Genomic DNA, 20702 nt, shown 5'->3' with positions numbered 1-20702 from the left:
TCATCATGCCACGTCCACGCAGGGACTCGAACATCCCGCCCGCCAAGCAGCGCATGGAGGACGCGTTCTGGGAGCTGCTCGCGGATCGCGAATACCGGCGCATCACCGTCACCGACGTCGTGCGCAAGGCACAGGTGAACCGCAACTCGTTCTACTACCACTTCTCCGGGCTGCCGGAGCTGGCCGACGCCGCGATCCTCGCGGAGATCAAGACCTCCCCGCTGATGCAGGAGGTGCCGCCGAACCCCGGCAACGGCGTCGACATCAAGGAGCAGTGGCGCAAGCACGTCACCCAGTTCATCAGCACGCCGCGCGAACGCGAGCGACTCAACCGCCTCGCGATGCTCGCCGGCCCGCACAGCTCCCCCGAACTGGTCGAATCGCTGCGTGACTTCGAACGCCTGTCGCTGATGGAGATGCTCGAGCTCGACCCGGAGCACATCGACCTCAAAACCGATCTGATGCTCGATTTCACCGTCGGCGGTCTGCTCACGGTGCTGCGACGCTGGCCCGAGCTGCGCCAGTCGGCCTCGATCAAGGACCTGCTCAACGAGGACATCGCCGTGCTCGCCCTCGGCATCTACCTGTCGATGTCCAAGGAGAACATGCTCGACTACTGGAATCGCATCTTCAACAAGCAGCAGTAACCTTTCTCACAGAGCCGAATCACACGATCAGCATGGCGTTTCGCGCCGCCGCACGGGATGATGGGAAGTATGACGAACAACGATTCGAACATCGATCCCAAGGCCACGGCATCCGCGACAACCGCGACTTCCGCGCCCTACACCGCGCAACTGGCCGACAAGACGACCGGCGCCGCGCTCGGCGGCGAGCACCGCACCCGCATCGAACACGACTGCATCGGCGAACTGCCTGTGCCGGACGACGTGTACTGGGGCATCCACACGCAGCGCGCGATCAGCAACTTCCCGGTCTCCGGCATCGCCGACTCGTCGCATCCGGAGCTGATCCGCGCGTTCGCGACGGTCAAGCGCGCCTGCGCGAGCGCGAACGAGGAACTGGGCATCCTCGACAAGGACAAGGCGCGGCTCATCCGCGAGGCGTGCCTCGAGATCGAAGCCGGCAAACTCGCCGACCAATTCCCGGTGGATGTGATGCAGGGCGGCGCCGGCACCTCGTCGAACATGAACATGAACGAGGTGATCGCCAACCGCGCGCTCGAACTCGCCGGCCACAGGCGCGGCGACTACGCGTACATCCATCCGAACGACGACGTCAACGAGTCGCAGTCGACCAACGACACGTATCCGGCGGCCTGCAAGCTCGCGCTGATCGACGCGATCCACCCGCTCGCCGAGTCGACGAAGCGACTCGCGCAGGCGTTCCACGATCTCGCCGACAAGCACATCAACGACGTGACGATCGGCCGCACGCAGCTGCAGGACGCCGTGCCGATGACCTTCGGCCAGGAGTTCCACGCCTTCGCGACGCTGCTCAAGTCCGATCTGGCCGGCTTCGAACGGCTCGTGCCGCAGCTCGCGCAGCTGAACCTCGGCGCCACCGCGATCGGCACCGGCATCTGCGCCGATCTGCGCTTCCGCAAGTCCGCCACCGAGCATCTGGCGCGCATCACCGGTCTGCCGATCACGGCCGCGCCCGACCCGGTGGCCGCGATGACCGACATGGGCGCGTACGTGGCGACCTCCGCCGCGCTCAAGAACCTCGCCGTGCACCTGAAGAAGGCGGCCGACGATCTGCGACTGCTCAACTCCGGCCCGCGCGCCGGCTTCAACGACCTCGACGTGCCGGCGCGTCAGGCGGGTTCGAGCATCATGCCCGCGAAGGTCAACCCGGTGATCCCGGAGTGCGTCAACCAGTGCTGCTTCATGGTGTTCGGCATGGACGTGACCGTCAACTGGGCCGTCGCCGAAGGCCAGCTGCAGTTGAACGCCTTCGACCCGGTGATGGTGCACGAGATCCTCTCCGGCATGGCGCTGCTCACCAACGCGATGGACACGTTCCGCGTCAACTGCGTCGAAGGCATCGTCGTGCACACCGAGATCGGACGCGCGCACGCGGAGACGTCGCCGTCGATCGCGGCCGCGCTCAACCACTACATCGGCTACGAGAAGGGTTCGGCGATCGCCGCCGAGGCGGTGCGCACCGGTCGCACGGTGCGCGAGATCGCCGGCGAGCAGACCGATCTGCCCGCGGACCAGCTCGACAAGATCCTCGATCCGATCCGCCTCGCCCGCGGCCTCGGCCAGACCTGCCGCGAGCATCAGGAGTGAGGATTATCCTGCGACCGCGTGGAGTGGGATTTCCTGTTCGGGACCGTAGGCTTGGCCGAACGGCCTTGAGTGTGTCCTGAACAGGAAATCCCACTCCACGTTCCGCGTTCTTCACAGCATTTCTTCGGGCGGTGCGCGTCTGTCGCCGGTTTGCCCGGTTATGGTGGGCGTATGACTGATTTCAATGAGATGATGGTGGCTTGGTTCCACGCGAACGCGAGCAAGCTGATCTGGCTGCTGATCGTACTGGTCGTGGCGGCGATCGCGGACCGCGTGCTACGGCGTGTGGTGCGCAAGATCCTCGGCAATTCGCAGGTGCCGATCCCGAGCGCGTCGATCTTCGTCAACCTGATCCGTGTGGTGCTGTGGTGCCTCGCCGCGGGCATGGTGCTCAAGCCAGTGTTCGGCATCGATCCGACGACGCTGGTCACCGCGCTCGGCGTCGGTGGTGTCGCGCTCTCCTTCGGACTGAAGGACACGATCGCGAACGTGATCGGCGGTTTCGGGCTGATGGTCGGGCGCGTGATCCAGCCCGGAGATCCGATCACCATCCAAGGCGTGACCGGCACGGTCGTGGACATCACCTGGCGTCACACGGTGATCGAAACCCGTTCGGGCGATCGCATGGTGATTCCGAACTCGGTGCTCAACACGGCGTCGCTGACCAAACTCACGGCCGCATCCGAAGGATCCGTCTCCGTGCCGTTCACGGTCAAGGGCGGCAGCGATCCGGAGGCCGTGAGCCGCGACATGCTCAAGCGCGTGACCGAGGCCACCGCGGACCTCACCCAGCCGGACAATCCTCCACTGGTCAAGTTCACCGGATTCTCGCCCTACGGCACCGAAGGCCAGATCCTCCTGTTCGCCCGCGAAGGCGTGTTCCTCTCGACCGTCAAGGACAAGGCCGCCCGCGCCCTCGCCTCCGCCGACTACCTCGTCACCGACGGCGGCATCTCCGAGTGACGCGTAGCTTGTAGCGTCGCTTCACTCGCGGACAAGCTGGCCTGCAACGCGGGTCTGAGAGGTTGCCTGAAAGGTAGTGGGTCCAGAACCCACACGCGATGCCGGGACATCATCCCGGCATTTTTTCGATGCCAAGCATATCGAAATACGATATCGAAATACGATATGCTTATATCAATTTACGAGATTCCTGTCGAAAGGAACCGCCATGGAATCCGCAACCGTCCGCAAGGCTCTCGTCGGTATCCTGCAATTCGCCGCCGCTCTCATCACACTGCTCGCCGTCGCCGTGATCCACGAGACAGTCGCCGAGGGATTCCGCAACTGGCCGGAAATCGCATTCATCCAGCCGTTCATCACCGCCTCGATCATCATCGGCACGATCCTGCTCCTCGTCGTCGAGGTCGAAACCGTCGCCATCTGCTGCGCACCCATCACCCGCATGAGCGACAGGTCCCTGACGACGCGCCTGCGCATCACCCGAACCACCCTGCTCGCCCTGACGGGCTACATGCTGGTCGCGTTCGTCGTCTTCTGGGCCACGACCGGACTCATGCACTTCACGATCCTCACCTCCGCCGCCCTCCTGAGCGCCCTCGGCCTAGTCACGGCGGCCCTCTTCACCGCCCGACTCCACGACCTGCGTCCAACCCCCGCCAGCACCCCTCGTCCCTAACCAACCGGACGCCAACAGTCTCCATACCGTCCGCAACCCACCAGAGCAACTCACATCCAACGGTAACCGGACGCAACATCCCCGATAAAACGAGCGGGGGATGGCGATTCTCTGTTCGGGACCGTAGGCTTGGCCGAACGGCCTTGAGTGTGTCCCGAACAGAGAATCGCCATCCCCCCGCGGTCACCGCCGGAACCGAACAAACCGGAACCGGTTGGCAGGTAGAAACCGCCGTCAGCAGGCCAGCGCCGCCACCGGGCGAGGCGCGACGACGACCTCGTCCCCGGGCACGAGCCCGGCCGGCAGCTCGTTCGCCGGCAGCTGCACGGTGACCTTGAGCTGCTCGCCCTTGTTCCAGTGCTGGTATTCGCCGGTGGAGATCTCGCAGTCGACGCGCGCGACGGCGCCGAGGAAGTGGATCACCTCGACGCGGGCGTGCTCGCCCACCTTGGAGGTGGATTCGCCGGCGCGCACGAGCGTCAGGTTCTCCGGGCGCACGAGCACCGTGACCAGATCGCCCTTGCGGGAGTTCGGCAGCAGCGGCACGCGCTGGCCGAACACGACCGCCTCGTCGCCGTTGGAAACGCCGGGCAGGCGGTTGGTCAGACCGATGAACGTCGCCACGTATTCGGTGGCGGGACGCTGGTAGAGGTCCTGCGGAGCGGCGATCTGCTCGATGCGGCCGTGGTTCATGACGCCGATGCGGTCGGCGACGGCCAGCGCCTCCTCCTGATCGTGGGTGACGAACACGGTGGTAGTGCCGGTGTTGAGCTGGATGCGGCGGATCTCGTCGCGCAGCTGCACGCGCACCTTCGCGTCGAGGGCGGAGAGCGGCTCGTCGAGCAGGAGCACGCGCGGCTTGATCGCGAGGGCGCGGGCCAAGGCCACGCGCTGCTGCTGGCCGCCGGACATCTGCTGGGTGTACTTGGTGGCCTGATCGGCGAGACCGACGAGCTCGAGCTGCTCCATCGCGATCTTGCGACGCTGGTCCTTGCCGACGCCACGCACCTCGAGACCGAACTCGACGTTTTCGACGGCGGTCATGTGCGGGAACAGCGAGTAGGCCTGGAACACCATGGCCATCTCGCGCTTGTTGACCGGCACGCCGGTGACGTCCTGACCGCCGACGAGGATGCGGCCGCCCTGGATGTCCTCGAGGCCCGCGAGGGAGCGCAGCGCGGTGGACTTGCCGCAACCGGAGCCGCCGAGGAGCACGACCATCTCGCCGGGCTTGATGTCGAGGTTGAAGTCGTCGAGCGCGCGGGTGGAGGCGCCCGGGTAGATCTTGACGACGTCCTGCATCTGGATGCCGCCGCCGCGGGTGGTGGAATCCTTGAGCAGGGCCTTGGCGGCCTTGGTCACATCCTTGCCCTTGACGCCTTCGAGCGTGGCGGTCGGATCGTTCTTGAACGCGTCCTCGGACTGCGCGGCCGAAGCGGCCGGCACACCGGCGGATGCGCCGGAGACGTTCTGTTCTGCGAGAGACATGGGAGTTACTTGCCTTCCTTGGATTTGGCCATGCGCTCGGAGATCAAGTCGAGCGCGACCAGCAGCACCACGCCGAACAGCAGCGCGAGCAGCGACATGGCGGTGGAGATCTGAGAGTTGGACTGGCCGAGCTGGTAGAGCGCGACCTGCAGGTTCATGCGGCCGAGCAGCGAAGCCACGGTGTATTCGCCGAGCACGACGGCGATGGAGATGAAGCTGGCGGACAGGATCGACTGCCACAGGTTCGGGATGATCACGCGGAAGAACACCTTCGGCCAGGAGGCGCCGAGCGAACGGGACGCCTCGACAAGGGTCTTCACGTCGATCGAATTGAGGCCGACGGCGATGGCGCGGAAGGCGAACGGCATGACGAGCACGACGTACGCGAAGCACAGCCAGATCGGGTTGGTGTCGAACACCTGGGAGCTCAGCCAGCGGTAGATCGGGCCGAGGCCGACGACGAGCACGATCGCGGGGATCGTCAGCGGCAGGGTCGCGACCCATTCGATCGCGCGTTCCAGCGCCTTGGAGCGGATGTGCACGATCACCATGGTCGGCACCATGAGCAGCAGCATGAGGACGACGGTCACGAGGCACAGGCCGAGCGAGGCGCCGAGGCCCTGCCACAGCACAGTCAGGTCGGCGCCGAGCGATTCGCCGTTGCCGGTGAAGATCGCGATCCACGGCGCGGCGGACCAGCGTCCGGACAGCGGGTGACGCAGAGTGAAGACGAGCATCGAGATCAGCGGCACGAACAGGAACGCGAGCGTGACGAACAGGATCACGAACTTGATGACGCTCTGCTTGCGGATGCGCGCGGCGCGCAGCTGCGGCGGCTTGGGACCGGTCGGCTGAAGCGTTTCGTTTGATTTCACTGCCAACGTCCGGCCCTCTTTTCCACGGCGTGGCTCAACAGCATGACGATGGCCACGACGATGATCATCGCGAATGCCAGCACCTGGGCGAAGCCCTGCTGGTTGGGGTCCATCTCGTTGCGCATCGCGCCCTGGATCATCAGCGGCACGAGGATCGAGCGCTGGGAGAACAGGGCGGCGGCCGTCGCGTACGCGGAGAACGCGGAGGCGAACAGCAGCAGGAACGCGGAGATGAATCGGGGGGCGAGGATCGGCAGGGCCACACGCGTCCAGTACTGGAACGTGTTGCCGCCGAGCGACTCGCAGGCCTCACGCCACTGCGGGCGGATCGAATCGACCGCGGGCAGGAAGATGATGATCATCAGCGGGATCTGGAAGTAGCAGTACACGGTCACGAGGCCCGGCAGGGAGCTCAGCCAGTTCGGGTTGACGGTCAGTCCGGTCACGGTCTTGATGAGCATCGTGCCGATGCCGTTGATGCCGATCGTCGCGATGAACGCGAACGCGAGCATGACGCCGCCGAACTGGGCGAGCACGGACGAGATCGCGGAGACCATGCGGCGCAGCAGGCCGTTCGGCTTGGAGCCGATGACGAGCGCGTAGGAGGCGAGGCCGCCGACCACGGCGCCGATCACCGACGAGGCGATGGACACGAGGATCGACGTGACGAACGCGGAGACGGTGTTCGCCTCGAAGAGCTTGTTGAAGTTCGCGAGCGTGAAGCCGCCGTCACGCGTCTGGAACGCGCCGATGATGACGATCACGGTGGGGGCGAGCAGGAAGCACGCCGTGTACGCGAAGAACGGGATGGTCACCGCGAAGGTGCCCAGTTCCTTGCGATGCCGCGCGATGGCGGACGATGAAGAAGTAGCGGAAGGGCCCGCCGGCTTGGCGGCGGACCCGTTCTGTGCGATTGCGGCAGTCATGGTGATTGCGTCTCGCGTGTGATCAGTGATGATCGGTGATCTGCGATTGCCCGCGGATCAGTTGCCGATCGTCTTGTCCCAGTTGTTCTGGAGCCAGTCGGTGATGCGGGTGGCGTCATCGTTGGTGTAGGAGACCGGCTTGCCTTCGATGGTGATGGCGTCCTTCAGGGTGTCCTGATCGACGGTGCCGTCCTCCTTCATGGAGGAGAGCAGGACCGGGTTGGCTCCGCCCTTGAACCACAGGTTCTGGGCTTCGGCGGAGTACAGGTACTCCTCCCACAGGCGGGCGGCCGCCGGGTGCGGGGCGTCCACGTTGATGGCCTGGTTGTAGTAGCTGACGACCTGGGCCTTCGGGAAGGTCTTGTACTCCCAGTTGACGCCCTTGGACTTCAGCTCCTTCTTGTAGGAGGCCTGGTTGTAGGTCCAGTCCATGACGACACCGGTCTGGCCGGAGTCGATGGTGCCGTTGGTCACGTCGACGGTGGTGAGGTTGCCGGCGTCCTTGAGCTTCTTGAAGAAGTCGAGGCCGGGCTGGAGGTTGTTGATGTCGCCGCCGGCCAGCTGGTTGATCATCAGGTAGCCGTTGAAGGCGGCGCCGGCCTCGGCGGGCTTGCCGTTGAGGGCGACGGTGCCGGCGAACTTCGGGTCGAGGAGGTCCTCGAGCTTGTTGATGTCGCCGTACTTGTCCTTGTTCCAGCCGATCGACATGATGCCGGTGTAGTCGGCGTAGTAGGCGCCGTTGGCGTCCTTGTTCTCATCCGGGATCTTGTCCCAGGCCTGCACCTTGTACGGGGCGAAGGCGTCGGTGGAGGTGGCGGCGATCTGCTGGCCGACATCGAAGACGTCCGGCGCGGCGTCGGTGCCCTTGTTGGTCTTGGCGGCGTCGAGCTCCTCCTTGGAGGAGGCGTTCGGGTTGAGCTCGGTGACCTTGATCTTCGGGTACTTCTTCTTGAAGGTGGAGATGACCTCGCCGTAGTTGGACCAGTCGTGCGGCAGGGCGATCACGTTCAGGGCGCCTTCCTTCTCCGCGGCGGCGACGAGGTCGTCCATGGTGCCGAAGTCGGACAGGGAGGTGGCCTTGGCGGACTTCTGGTCGACGGTGACGGACTTGCCGGCGGGCTGCTGGGAGTCGCCGTTGGAGGAGGCGCTGCTCGAGCCGCAGGCGGCCATCGAGAACGCGAGCACGGCGGCGATGGCGCCAGCCGCAAGCTTACGCAGGTTCTTCATATGTTCCTCTTTACTCAACTAACCTCTAGGGAGTCGGGGCTTTCATTCGCGCTGTATTCACGCGGCCCATAATTCCAAGGCAGAAAGTTACGGCCGCTATCTGTCGTGACACCGGCCTGACGGTGAACATCGCGCGACCTTGCGCAACGCTTCGATGAATTTCAGGAAACTACAAGTGAAATATGACAGCTACGTCGTTTTCGTCACTTTTCCGTGAGGACTTTGCTGCCGCCAGCCTTCAGCGCTATTCCCAGTTTCAGTTCCAGCGGTGGCCGCGGGGGATGAGGATTCTCTATCATGGACACGCTCCGGGCTGAGCCGTGAAGCGGACAGTCCAGTGAACTGTCCGTAGGCGAGGGGAGCAGCTATGCTGCGACGATTGCGCGCAGCGCAATGGGCCAAGTCTTTACGGTCCAAGACAGAGAATCGCCATCCCCCGCTCCGTTACGCACAAACGTTACGTTCATGCCGCTTCCGCTCCGTTACGCACAAACGTTACGTGACATTCCCGCCGCTTCCGCTCCCCCGCTACGTTTCGCGACGTCCCCACTCAACGGAGCGAGGGGCGGCGATATTCTGTTTTGGACCGTAAAGACTTGGCCAGAGCGGCCCGGAGCGTGTCCAGAATAGAATATCGCCGCCCCTCGCGGTCACCCGATAAAGAGCGGTAAAGGGTCAGCGCGAAACGCTAGCGCAGCACCCCTTCGATGAGGCGCGTGATCAGCTCGGTGTAGCTCACGCCGGTGGCGTCCCACGCCTTGGGGTACATGGAGATCGGCGTGAATCCGGGCATCGTGTTGATCTCGTTGACCATCACGGAGCCGTCGGGCTGCACGAACGTGTCGACGCGGCTCAGGCCGGCGCCGTCGACCGCGACGAACGCGCGGCGGGCCACGTCGCGCACGTCCTCGAGGACGCTGACGGGCAGGTTGGCCGGCACTTCGACATGGCTGGCGGTGGCGTCCATGTACTTGGAGTCGAAGTCGTAGAACTGGTCGTCGTCGTTGTGGTCGAGGACGATCTCACCCGGCCAGCTGGCTTCGGGGTCGTCGCCCGGATGCGCGCACAGCACGGCGCATTCGATCTCGCGGCCGTCGATGCCCTGTTCGATGAGGACCTTCCAGTCGTGCTTGCCGGCTTCGGCGATGGCCGACCCCAGCTTCTCGATCTGTTCCTCGCGCGTGCGCGCTTCCTCGACCTTGGTCACGCCGAAGCTGGAGCCGGCGCGCGACGGCTTGACGAACAGCGGGTACGTGAGTTCCGCCTGCTCGACTTTCGCCAGGGCATCGGCGGGCTTGACGGTGCGCGCGTCGACCATGACGCCGGGCGCGGTGGGGATGCCGGCGGCGCCGAGCACGACCTTCGTGTAGTGCTTGTCCATGCAGGCGGCGGAGGCGAACACGCCGCATCCGACGTACGGCACGTTCATCATCTCGAGCAGGCCCTGTACGGTGCCGTCCTCGCCGTACGGCCCGTGCAACACGGGGAACACGGCGTCGATGTGGCCGAGCGATTCGAGTGTGCCGTCGGCGTTGCGCGCGAAGAAGCCGTCCTGTCCCAGAGCCACGTCGAGCACGACGTCGCGCGCGCCAGCGATCTTTTCGACGACCGGCAGCGCGCCGCCGTCGAGGTTCCAGCCGCGCGGGTCCTCGCCGTCGACGATCCACTTGCCGTCCTTGGTGATGCCGACCGGAATCGCCTCGAACCTGTCGGTGTCGAGCGCGCCCAGCACGCCGGCCGTGGAGATGCAGGAGATCGAATGTTCGTCGGCCCTGCCGCCGTACAGCACCACGATGCGCTTCTTGGCCATGTTCCTTGTCGTTCCTTTCGTCGCCTTCCGGCCTCGCGCCGGATCGGCCGGTCGGTGTCGCCCGCCCGTTGTCGATTACGGTTGCCCGGTTGCCCGGCCCGTTTCTGCCCGTTTCTGTCCGTCGTCGATTATCGTCCGTCAGGGGACGACGGTCCAGCGGACGCGAGGTTTCTCCACAGATTACCCGGCGACGGTTTCACGTCGATGGCGCGCGGGCCTCACTCGGCGGTGATCTCGCGTCCGAACAGCTGGGAGAGCATGTCGGCGCAAGAGATGCCCTCGTCGAGGACGCGGCTCATCGCGTAGGCGAGCGGCGTGGGCACGCCGAGTCGGTCGCCGAGTTCGACGACGGCCCCGGTGGTGGGCACGCCTTCGGCGACGCCGTTGCTCACGCGGGTGGCCTCCTCCTTGCTCAATCCCTTGCCGAGGTTCGAGCCGAACGTGTAGTTGCGGCTCAGGGGCGATCCGCAGGTGGCGATGAGATCGCCCACGCCGGCGAGTCCGGCGAAGGTCTTCGGGTCGGCGCCGGCGGCCTGGCCGAGCGCGGTCAGTTCGGCGAGGCCTCGCGTCTCGATCATCGCGGCCGTGTTCTCGCCGTATCCGGCGCCGCGGGCCATGCCGACGGCGAGCGCGACGACGTTCTTGAGCGAGCCGCACATCTCCAGTCCGATGACGTCGGTGGTGACGAACGGCTTGAAGTAGTCGGTGGTGCAGGCTTCGGCGACCTTGGTCGCGTTGTCGATGTTCTCGCAGCCGACGACGGTGGCGGACGGCTGGCGCAACGCGATCTCCTTGGACAGGTTCGGCCCGGAGATGGCGGCGAAGCGTTCGGCGGGCAGGTCGAGGGTTTCGCGCACGACCTCGTCCATGCGCTTGTTGGTGCCGCGTTCGATGCCCTTCATGAGGCTGACGACGATCGCGTCGTCGGGGATGAGCCCCTTGAAATCCTCGAGCGCGACGCGGGCGAACTGCGCGGCGATCGCGACGACGACGATTTCGGCGTCCTTGACGGCTTCGGCCTTGTCACCGGTGGCGTCGATCGAGTCGGGCAGATGCTTGATGAACGGCAGTCGCACCTCGTTGCAGTGGCGTTCGTGGATGCCTTCGACGATTTCGGGTTCGCGCGCCCACATCGTCACCTTGTTGCCGGCGTCGGCCAGCACCTGGCCGAAAGCGGTACCCCATGCGCCCGCGCCCAATACCGTGATTCTCATATCCATTGCTCCTTACTTCTTACGCCCTATTTCTCCGCCGGCAGCGGCTTGCGGCTCATCGTGCGGTAGTCCCAGTAGCCATCTTCGGGGAAGCGTTCGCCGCGGATCTCCTCGAGCTGCCTGTTGAGCTGGCGGAAGATGCGCCAGTTGAGCGCGTCCACCGCCTCGGTCGGCGGCTCGCCGCCCCACTCGTCCGCATCGGAGAGCAGGTCGGAGTAGTCGAGCTGCGGACCGTAGTACATGACGACGTTCTTGCGCGGCCACGGCCACCAGTGGTTGATCGACGCCGCACCCCAGGTCGCCGCGCAGAACAGCGGCACCTGATGTCCAAGCCTGCGGGAGGCTTCGAGCGCGATGAACGCGGCGCCTTCCTTGGTGCTCATCACCCATTTCTTCGGGTCGCGCGTGACCGTGCCTTCGGGCCAGACGGTCAGGGGGCGGCCGGAGGTGAGGATGTCGATCGACGTCTCCTCGATCTGCTTGGCCTTGCCGGAGTGGCGCTGGACCGGCTGCATGCCGACCAGCTGGAACCACTTGCCGATCAGGGGCCATTTGGCCATCTCGGCTTTGGCCATGTAGCGCGGGCGGCGTCCCATGTGGAACAGGCTCGCCATCGGCACGAATACGTCGAACATCGTCACGTGCGATGCCGCGGTGATGAACGGGCCGTCCTCGGGCACGCGCTCGAGCCCCCATGCGCGCGTTTTGCAGCTGGCGCGGAAGACCACGTCGACGCCGGCGAGCAGTCGCTTGGTCGCCTTCGGGTTCTGCGCGTTGATCTCGGCGACGTTGGCCTTGCGGTCGGGCCCGGTCGGGAAGTCGTGCATCGGATCGACGAGATGATGCCGCTCGGCGAGCTCGGCGACCCTCGCATTGCTTAAGGGTGTGACCGCGGAGCGCGGCGACGGTTTTCCTTTGGATGCCATGCGCCTTATTCTACAGCCCGTTACAGCGACTCGTTCTCAATAACAAAAGTGTGAGGATTGACGACCCATCAATCGCACATCAACACTCCATTTTCCGCGCGATTCCACGGTTTTGGCCCGATGTGCGATTGTGCGGAAGCGTGCGTTTGGCTCACACGTTCCCTATTGAGAACGATTCGCTGTAAAGCGCCCATTATACATACCAACCGTCGGTATGTATAATGGGCGGTCAAGGAGGCACGCATGGCACGCAACAAGCACCCGGAACGCACCCGCGCACGCATCCTCGACGTCGCGAAGCGGCTATTCCTCACCAAGGGGTATGACGGCACCACGATGCAGGACATCGTCGACAGCCTCGGCGACCTGTCGAAAGGCGCGGTCTACTACCACTTCAAGTCGAAGGAGGCGATCCTCGACGCGCTTGGCGAGGAGGACCAATCCCGCCACGACCCCATGGCGATCAACGACACGGGACTCACCGGATTGGACAAGCTGCGTGAGGCCTTCCGCCGTTCCGCGGCCGACAACGAGCATATGCGGCTGATGAACATGGCCTATCCCGCGATGCACGATCCGAAGCTCCTGGCCGCCAATCTCAAGGTCTGGCGCACCCAAGTCGCCGATATGTTCGAGGCGATGATCCGCGAAGGCGTCGCCGACGGCTCGATCGACACCGCATACCCACGCGAGGCGGCGGAACTGCTCGCCCTGCTGACCAACTACTGGCTCGCCCCCACGTTCTACCCGGCGACGGCCGACGAAATGCATCATCGCGTCGAGGCTCTGGCCGCGGTGTGCACCGGGTTGGGCGTACCGATCCTCGACAAGGATCTCATCGAAACCGTCTCCCGCGGATACGCCGCACTGATCTGATCGGACGCCCCTCATGAACCCGAATACCCACCCCCATTCACACTCCCCGCTTATCTCACGCGATTTCATCCTGCTGGTCGCCGGTCAGGGCATCTCCCTGTTCGGCAATCTCATGCTCCGGTTCGCGATGTCGATGTGGGTGCTCGACGAGACCGGTTCCGCAACGGTCTTCGCGTCGATCCTCGCGGTGTCGATCGTCCCGACGATTCTCCTGTCGCCGTTCGGCGGCGTGCTCGCCGATCGCATGAACCGCCGCACGATCATGGTCGCGCTCGACGCGCTCTCCGGCGCGCTGGTGCTGGCGTGCGCACTGCTCTTCGCCGCGATCGGCTTCAACATGATCGCGATCGCGGCGATGCAGGTGGCCCTCGCCGTGCTCGGCGCGTTCGAGACGCCGACCGTGCAGGCCGCGCTCCCCCAGATGTACCGCAGGTACGGCTCGGGCGTGATGCGGCAGGCAATGGCGGTCGTCAATCAGACGCAACAGCTCGGCTCCCTGCTGCCGAGCTTCCTCGGCGGCGTCCTGTACGCGATGTTCGGCATCCACCTGATGATGGCGATCACCGTCGCGTGCTTCGCGGCTGCCGCCCTACTCGAATGTTTCATCCGGCTCGGCGCGCCCGATCGGGGCGACGAGGAGCTGCCGACGCCGCTCGAGGACCTGAAGGCCGGCATCCGATTCCTCACCCATGATCGCCCGAACGTGTTCCGGCTGGCGTTGTTCGCCGCCGGGTTGAACTTCGTCGTGATCGGGTATTCCGCCGTTGGATTCCCGTATACGATCCGCACGGTGCTCGGGTTCGACGCGACCGTCTACGGCGTGGCCGACGGGCTGGTGGGCGTGGCCGGCGTGGCGGGCGCGTTCATCGTCGGATTGTTCGCGACGAAGCTCACGATGCGGCACATGCCGATGGCGCTGGCCGTGTTCGTGCTGCTGCTCGCCCCGCAGGGCCTCGCGTTCCTGCTGCCAGTCGCCCCGTGGGTGAAGCTCGTCGTGCTGGTGGCGTTCACCTGCGGCACGATGGTCGCCAGCTGCTTCGCGAACCTCATCACGATCCCGACGATCCAATTGAGCACACCGGAGACGATGACCGGCAAGGTCATGTCGATGTTCTCCGCGCTGTGCATGTGCGCCCAGCCGCTCGGCCAGATGGTGTACGGCTGGGCCTACGACCGGTTCCCCGTCGCCGTGGTGCTGTTCGCCAGCGCCGCTGCGTTGGCCGCGCTCACCGTGGCGATGGTGCCGCTCGCCCGCAGTTTCGACAAATGACGGCTCATCGGCTCCAACGCCGTCCGGCTGTGCATCGACCAGCACCACCCTGTCGCCGACGGCTCATTTTCTTAGGCAGTTTTCACGTTTCTTAGGCAGGTCCCCGACGGCGTAGCCTCGAGAATCTCCTGAAATACAAGGCAGGTCCCGACCTGATTAAGTCGGGACCTGCCTAAGAAGTGAAAAATCTGCCTAAGAATTCATGCTGGCCAGTTGCAGGGCCTGCCATCGAAGCCCTGCGACTGCCAGCAGCCTCTGGTCAGTCGATGTCGGCGCCGAGCTGGTGTAGCTTGCCGCGGAAGTCGGCGTAGCCGCGGTCGATGAGCGAGATGCCCTGCACGTTGGACGGGCCCTTGGCAGCCAGCGCCGCGATGAGGTGCGAGAATCCGCCGCGCAGATCCGGCACGTCGATGTCGCGGCCGGTCAGCGGGGTGGGTCCGAAGATCACGGCCGAATGCTTGTAGTTGCGCTGCTGGAAGCGGCACGGCAGGGAGCCGAGGCATTCGCGGTACAGCTGGATCGTGGCGCCCATCTGCACGAGCGGCTTGGTGAAGCCGAAACGGTTCTCGTAGACGGTCTCGTGCACGATCGACAGGCCGTTCGCCTGCGTCAGGGCGACGACCAGCGGCTGCTGCCAATCGGTCATGAAGCCGGGGTGCACGTCGGTCTCGATGGCGACCGGGTGCAGGTCCCTGCCCGGATGCCAGAATCGGATGCCCTTGTCGGTGACGTCGAACTCGCCGCCGACCTTGCGGAACACGTTGAGGAACGTCATCATCTCCGGCTGGGTGGCGCCCTTGACGAAGATGTCGCCATGCGTGGCGAGCGCCGCGGACGCCCAGGATGCGGCCTCGATGCGGTCGGTGAGGGAGGTGTGCGTGTAGCCCTTGAGCTCCTTGACGCCCTCGATGCGGAAGGTGCGGTCCACGTCCACGGAGATGATCGCACCCATCTTCTGCAACACGGCGACCAGATCCATGATCTCCGGCTCGATGGCCGCGCCGGACAGCTCGGTCTTGCCCTCGGCGAGCACGGCGGCGAGCAGCGTCTGCTCGGTGGCGCCGACGGACGGGTACGGCAGGTGAATCTTCGCGCCCTTCAGGCCGTTCGGCGCGGTGATGTGGATGCCGTCCTTGTGCTCCTTGTCGACGTTGGCGCCGAGCTTGCGCAGGGTCTCCAAATGGAAGTCGATCGGGCGTCCGCCGATGTTGCATCCGCCGAGCGCGGGGATGAACGCCTCGCCGAGGCGGTGGACCAGCGGGCCGGAGAACAGGATCGGGATGCGCGAGGAGCCAGAGAGCGTGTCCACGTCGGCCACGTCGGCCAGCTGCACATGGGATGCGTCGATGGTGACGACGCCGTTCGCGCCGTCCACATCCACATCGACGCCGTGCAGGCGCAGCAGGTCGGAGACCACATGCACGTCACGGATCTCGGGGACGTTTCGCAGGACGGACTTGCCCGGCGCGAGCAGCGCGGCGACCATCGCCTTGCTCACGAAGTTCTTCGCGCCACGCACCTTGATCGTGCCATTGAGGGGCTTGCCGCCCTCGACATGCAGCACATCGTTCTCGTTTTCGCCCACGACTACCTCTTTCGTCTTCTTTCCGACCGTTCTTCCTGACCGCCGAAACACTATCACTCAGTGTGCCATACGCCATGTGCGAACGTCGTGAAAGAACGACCCGGCTACGTTCGCAGCGAAACCGCCCGATTCGGCCTGATTGATCCCGGACCTCACCACACCACCCACACACACAATGTGACCCGCGTCACATTATCACGCCGTCAAGCGCGCCCGGCACACCGCCCGATCGCGGTTTTGCTATCGTGGTGAACGGCTGGTGAACGCTCACAGGAGGCAATGACCGACTCCGGGCGTTCCCGACATAACCCGCAAAGGAGCTTTACATGACCACAGTCGCCATCGTCGGATGCACGCACGCCGGCACCTTCGCCGCCACGTCGATCCTCGCCGAGCATCCCGATTGGACCGTCCACGTCTTCGAACGCAACGGCACCCTGTCGTTCCTGTCTTGCGGCATCGCGCTGTGGGTGGGCGACCATGTGTCCGATCCGAAGAAGATGTTCTATTCCTCCCCCGAGGCGCTCGCGCAGGCCGGTGCGACCATGCATATGCGCACCGACGTCACGTCGATCGACGTCGCCGGCAAGACGCTCGACTACCGTCCGGTCGACGATCCGGACGCCGAGCCCGAGACCCTCCACTTCGACAAGCTGGTCGTCACCACCGGCTCGCGCCCGGTGATCCCGCCGATTCCGGGCATCGACAGCCCGCACGTCCTGCTGTGCAAGAACTGGGATCACGCGATCGCGATCAAGGCCAAGGCCAAGGAGGCCAAGTCCGCGGTCGTGATCGGCTCGGGCTACATCGGCGCCGAGATCGCCGAGCAGTTCAGCCTCACCGGCGTCAAGACCACGCTGGTCGACGGGCTCGACCGCCCGCTGGCGAACAACTTCGACAAGCAGATCACCGATCAGGTGGCGGCCGCGTTCGAGGAGCACGGCGTCACGCTCGCGCTCGGCCAGAAGGTGACCGCCTTCCGCGACAACGACGATGACACCGTCACCGTCGTCACCGAGAAAGGCGAGTACACGGCCGAAATGGCGATCCTCGCGGTCGGATTCCTGCCGAACACGGACCTCGTCAAGGGCCAGGTCGACATGCTGGCGAACGGCGCGATCGTCATCGACGAGTACATGCGCGCCTCCGCGCCGGACGTGTACGCGTGCGGCGACTCGGCGACCGTCTTCTACAACCCGACCGGCAAGCACGACTACATCCCGCTGGCCACGAACGCGGTGCGTCAGGGCCTGCTGGTCGGCCGCAACATCGACAAGCCAACCGTCAAGTACCTCGGCACGCAGGCGACCTCCGCCGTGCAGCTGTACGACCTGTCGCTCGCCGCGTCGGGACTCACGAAGGCGGGCGCGGAGCGCCGCGGACTGACGGTCCACGAGACCGAGCTGACCGAGGACTACCGCCCCGACTTCATGCTCACCACCACGCCGGTCACGTCGATCCTCACGTGGGATCCGGTCACGCGCGAGGTCAAGGGCGGCCAGTTCTGTTCGAAGGCCGACATCTCCGGCGCCGCGAACGTCATCTCGATGGCGATCCAGGCGAAGTTCACCATCGACCAGCTCGCGAACGTCGACTTCCTGTTCCAGCCGAACTTCGACAAGCCGGTTTACTACGTCGGCGCCGTAGCCATGAAGGCCGCCGCCGAAGCGGCGGAATAAATAGGTTGCCGTGGGGTGGCCCCCTCTGACGAGGAGGCTGACAAACTCCATGCAATCGCGGGTGAGTTTTCCAGTTGGCCCCCTCTGACGGGACGTTGCCGTAAAGCAAACAGCAGAGCTGTTTGTAGGCAACGTGCGAGCCGACAGGCGAGCTAGCCATCTGCGCGCGCAGCGCGTCCACAATTGCAGGACGGGCTGGCAGCCGCAGGCTGACTGGGGGAGAGAAGGCGAGCAGCCTTCCGGGCTGCGAGCAACGCAGCATCGGCCTACGGCCGATCCCGTCTCACTCCGCTTTGATCTCGCGGGCGAGCTCCGCGTCCCACATCGCGCCGGTGGCGGACATCACACTGTCCGCGCCGGCGCTCTTGTACGCCCGGTAGTCGGCCGGGGTGATCACGCCGCCGACGCCGTTGATCGCGAAGTCGAGGTCGAGCTTCTCGCGCAGGGCGGCGAGACGGCGGACCATGTCGAGGCCGGCGCCGCGGATCGCGTTGCCGCACACGCCGGAACGGTCACGCCCGGCGCCGGGCAGCGCCTGACGGCCTGCCGCGTCGACGAGCTTCGCGGAGATCGTGTTGATCGTGCTGAAGCCCTGCACGGTGCCGCGTTCCACGGTGGAACGGATCATCAGTTCGAGCGAGGAGTCGTCGGGGAAGTACGCGAGCTTGACCATGAGCGGGGTGTCGCCGATCTCGTTCTTCACCGCCTCGGTGATGCGTCCGACCAGCTGCGGGTTATGGCACAGCAGGCGGTTGTGCCCCTCGTTCGGGCAGCTGGTGTTCATGACCATGACCTTCGCGCCGGTCTCCTTGACCAGTCGCGCGGTGGTGGCGTGATCGGCGATGTAGTCGGCCTCGCTCATGCCTTCGACGCGCGATCCCTGGAAGCTCGGCACGAGCAGCTGGCCGGGGCCGGCCGCCTCGATCGCGCGGAACATGTCCGGCTGCCAGCGGTCCGGGTCCTGCGAGGGCACGCCGAAGCTGTTGGAGATCGAGATCGGCAGCTCGTAGTTCGTGTCGGCGAGCACGCCCTCGTCGAGTTCGTCACTGCCGGGGGTCAGTGAGCCGTCGGCCGACTTCGGATGCACGGCCAGCACGTTCGGGAACGGGTTGCAGCCCCACGCCCGCGAGCGCACGGTCTTGTACGTCGCGAGGTCGAAGCCCATGCGGAACGCGGCCGTCGTGTACCGGCTGTTGAGCAGCGGCCCCGCGGGGATGCCGAACGCGAGGTTCACCGGCACGCCGAGGAACGAGTCGGCGGGCTGGGCCGGTTCGGCGGCCTCGGCGGATGCGCTGGACTTGGCCGTCTCGCCCAGCTCCCCCTTCAGCGCCTCGGCGAACAGCCCGAACGGCCCCTGTTCGTAGTTGTCCTCATACGTGCGATTGACGTCGTAAAACGGTTCGAACTGCTCGCTCATATCTCCTCCTTGGCGCCGGACGCTTCAGTTGTGCCGCTATACGTTCCAGCATAGGGCAAGGGACGAGCCAAACCGCTGACAGCGCAACGTCAGCCCATCAGCGCGCCGACGAAGGAGACGATGGCCGTCAGAGCGTTGCCGGCGACGAACACGATGAACGCCCACGACGTCCAGCCGAGGTATGTGCCGGGCGCGCTGCGGTTGGCGCGCACGTAGGTCTTCAATCCCCTGCCGTAGACGACGAACGCGAGGATCGTGCCGATGACCCCGATCAGACTCAGGATGAGCGAGTACACCAGATACCCGTTGTCATTCAGATAGTGCGAGGCGAGGCCGTCGACCACGCCGCTCAGGATCGCGTTGTTGAAGATGTGTATCGCGATCGACCACACCAGCGAGTACTCCATCGCGACGAAACCAAGCAGCAGGCCCATCAGGAAGGCGAACGCGCCCTGCACCACGTCGCCGTGAAAGAGACCGAAGAGGAGCGCCGAGGTGACGATCGCGAAGTTGCGTCCGAACGGCTTCAGTTCCTTCATCAGGACGCCGCGGAACATCACCTCCTCGCAGATCGGGCCGATCAGGCCGATGTACAGCCACATGCTCACGGTGACGGCCGACTGGTCGATGCCTTCCGACGTGGGCGATGGCAGGGACATACCGATGACGGAGAAGCCAAGCTGTATCAGGGTGACCACGCCCTGAATGCCGAGGCACAGGGTGAGGAACACCAAGAGCCACAACGGTTTCATGCGCGCGCCACCGTACCGACTGACGCGCCCGATCTGCCATGGCTCGCCGTAGTTGTCCCTGTGCGGCCCGCCGAGCCAGAACTCGCGGGTGAGGATGTCCTTGCGGCGCATGAGCAGCAGGAACACGATCGCGCACGTCACCGCGACCAGCATCGTAATGCCGATGTAATAATTGGCCGTGGCATCGGAGAAGAACGACTCGCTGAGCGTGCCGTCGGAGCGGCCCGCCATCGTCACGATGATGACGGTCAGCGCGGTCATGATCGCGCCGATGTCCATCACCACCTCATACGCCAGCGTCAGGCCGACCGGTCGGGTGATCATCCTGCGCTGCCGCCTGCGGAGCACCTTGCGTGGATCCTCCGGCAGGACCTGCGGCACCGGCCGGACCAGCGGAACTGACTGGACCGGCGGAATCGGCTGATTAGGCATGGGGGCAGGCATGGGCGCGGGTGCCGGAGCGGGGACGAACTGCGCCGGCTGCGGCGGATAATACGGCCGCGACGCCGGCTGTGGCTGATAGTACGTCTGCGCCGGCTGCCCCGCCGGCTGCTGAGTGTGGTAGTTCGCCGTCGGATAACCCGGCTGGGACGGGTAGCTCGGAGGAACCTGATACGGCGGATACCCCTGCGGAACCTGCGGGGTTTGCGGCTGGGGTGATTGCGGCTGTGATTGCGACGGTGCCACCGGCCGCTGCGGCTCATGGTTTGTGTTCATGATTCATACGCTAATCGCTCAGACTGTGGAACGCATGACAGTTGTA

17 protein-coding genes are annotated in these 20702 nt (G+C 65.1%); 7 read left to right on the top strand and 10 right to left on the bottom strand.

What is annotated here, in order from left to right:
* Positions 1–5 precede the first annotated feature (5 nt).
* From CSQ85_RS06345 to CSQ85_RS06330, 4 genes are all read left to right on the top strand, one after another.
* Positions 6–647, top strand: coding sequence for a TetR/AcrR family transcriptional regulator (locus CSQ85_RS06345; protein WP_150383355.1), 642 nt, complete (start codon positions 6–8; stop codon positions 645–647).
* A 69-nt stretch (positions 648–716) separates the two neighbouring features.
* On the top strand, positions 717–2255 hold the full coding sequence (locus CSQ85_RS06340) for an aspartate ammonia-lyase (RefSeq protein ID WP_150383354.1): 1539 nt from the start codon (positions 717–719) through the stop codon (positions 2253–2255).
* A 171-nt stretch (positions 2256–2426) separates the two neighbouring features.
* Positions 2427–3218, top strand: a complete 792-nt coding sequence (locus tag CSQ85_RS06335; RefSeq protein WP_150383353.1) for a mechanosensitive ion channel family protein — start codon at positions 2427–2429, stop codon at positions 3216–3218.
* Positions 3219–3426: 208 nt separating this feature from the next.
* Positions 3427–3894 carry a hypothetical protein gene (locus tag CSQ85_RS06330; RefSeq protein WP_150383352.1) on the top strand — a complete coding sequence of 156 codons (468 nt, stop codon included), beginning with the start codon at positions 3427–3429 and terminating at the stop codon, positions 3892–3894.
* Positions 3895–4128: 234 nt separating this feature from the next.
* Here the strand turns inward: CSQ85_RS06330 and CSQ85_RS06325 are convergent, their stop codons facing one another.
* The 7 genes from CSQ85_RS06325 to CSQ85_RS06295 all read right to left on the bottom strand — a co-directional run bounded on the left by CSQ85_RS06325 (position 4129) and on the right by CSQ85_RS06295 (position 12360).
* Positions 4129–5382 (bottom strand): ABC transporter ATP-binding protein, encoded by a 1254-nt coding sequence (locus tag CSQ85_RS06325; RefSeq protein ID WP_150383351.1) that lies wholly within the window; start codon positions 5380–5382, stop codon positions 4129–4131.
* A gap of 5 nt (positions 5383–5387) precedes the next feature.
* On the bottom strand, positions 5388–6263 hold the full coding sequence (locus CSQ85_RS06320) for an ABC transporter permease subunit (RefSeq protein WP_223846876.1): 876 nt from the start codon (positions 6261–6263) through the stop codon (positions 5388–5390).
* Positions 6254–7183, bottom strand: a complete 930-nt coding sequence (locus tag CSQ85_RS06315) for an ABC transporter permease (protein ID WP_107042450.1) — start codon at positions 7181–7183, stop codon at positions 6254–6256. The genes CSQ85_RS06320 and CSQ85_RS06315 overlap by 10 nt, the downstream gene beginning before the upstream one ends.
* A gap of 57 nt (positions 7184–7240) precedes the next feature.
* The gene (locus CSQ85_RS06310) at positions 7241–8410 is read right to left on the bottom strand and encodes an ABC transporter substrate-binding protein (RefSeq protein WP_150383350.1); all 1170 of its coding nucleotides are present in this window, start codon (positions 8408–8410) and stop codon (positions 7241–7243) included.
* 688 nt (positions 8411–9098) lie between these two features.
* Positions 9099–10220 carry a D-alanine--D-alanine ligase family protein gene (locus CSQ85_RS06305; RefSeq protein WP_150383349.1) on the bottom strand — a complete coding sequence of 374 codons (1122 nt, stop codon included), beginning with the start codon at positions 10218–10220 and terminating at the stop codon, positions 9099–9101.
* Positions 10221–10438: 218 nt separating this feature from the next.
* On the bottom strand, positions 10439–11440 hold the full coding sequence (locus CSQ85_RS06300; RefSeq protein ID WP_150383348.1) for an NAD(P)H-dependent glycerol-3-phosphate dehydrogenase: 1002 nt from the start codon (positions 11438–11440) through the stop codon (positions 10439–10441).
* A 20-nt stretch (positions 11441–11460) separates the two neighbouring features.
* Entirely contained in the window at positions 11461–12360 is a 900-nt protein-coding gene (locus CSQ85_RS06295; protein ID WP_150383347.1) for a lysophospholipid acyltransferase family protein, read from the bottom strand.
* A gap of 243 nt (positions 12361–12603) precedes the next feature.
* On the opposite strand from CSQ85_RS06295, the gene CSQ85_RS06290 reads away from it, so the two are divergent.
* Both CSQ85_RS06290 and CSQ85_RS06285 read left to right on the top strand, forming a co-directional pair.
* The gene (locus CSQ85_RS06290) at positions 12604–13236 is read left to right on the top strand and encodes a TetR/AcrR family transcriptional regulator (RefSeq protein ID WP_150383346.1); all 633 of its coding nucleotides are present in this window, start codon (positions 12604–12606) and stop codon (positions 13234–13236) included.
* Between the two features lie 13 nt (positions 13237–13249).
* On the top strand, positions 13250–14506 hold the full coding sequence (locus tag CSQ85_RS06285) for an MFS transporter (RefSeq protein WP_150383345.1): 1257 nt from the start codon (positions 13250–13252) through the stop codon (positions 14504–14506).
* Between the two features lie 259 nt (positions 14507–14765).
* Here CSQ85_RS06285 and murA read toward each other — a convergent pair whose 3' ends face one another.
* Positions 14766–16091, bottom strand: coding sequence for a UDP-N-acetylglucosamine 1-carboxyvinyltransferase (murA, locus tag CSQ85_RS06280; RefSeq protein WP_150383344.1), 1326 nt, complete (start codon positions 16089–16091; stop codon positions 14766–14768).
* A 326-nt stretch (positions 16092–16417) separates the two neighbouring features.
* Here murA and CSQ85_RS06275 point away from each other — a divergent pair, with 326 nt between their 5' ends.
* Entirely contained in the window at positions 16418–17770 is a 1353-nt protein-coding gene (locus CSQ85_RS06275; RefSeq protein WP_150383343.1) for an NAD(P)/FAD-dependent oxidoreductase, read from the top strand.
* A gap of 283 nt (positions 17771–18053) precedes the next feature.
* Here CSQ85_RS06275 and CSQ85_RS06270 read toward each other — a convergent pair whose 3' ends face one another.
* Positions 18054–19187 (bottom strand): beta/alpha barrel domain-containing protein, encoded by a 1134-nt coding sequence (locus CSQ85_RS06270; RefSeq protein ID WP_150383342.1) that lies wholly within the window; start codon positions 19185–19187, stop codon positions 18054–18056.
* Between the two features lie 89 nt (positions 19188–19276).
* Positions 19277–20656 (bottom strand): CPBP family intramembrane glutamic endopeptidase, encoded by a 1380-nt coding sequence (locus CSQ85_RS06265; protein WP_263390568.1) that lies wholly within the window; start codon positions 20654–20656, stop codon positions 19277–19279.
* Positions 20657–20702 lie beyond the last annotated feature (46 nt).

Origin of the sequence: Bifidobacterium rousetti (assembly GCF_008698235.1) — a bacterium.
GTDB classification, from domain to species: domain Bacteria; phylum Actinomycetota; class Actinomycetes; order Actinomycetales; family Bifidobacteriaceae; genus Bifidobacterium; species Bifidobacterium rousetti.
Note: the sequence above shows the minus strand (reverse complement) of the source record. Positions and strands in the feature narration are given on the sequence as shown.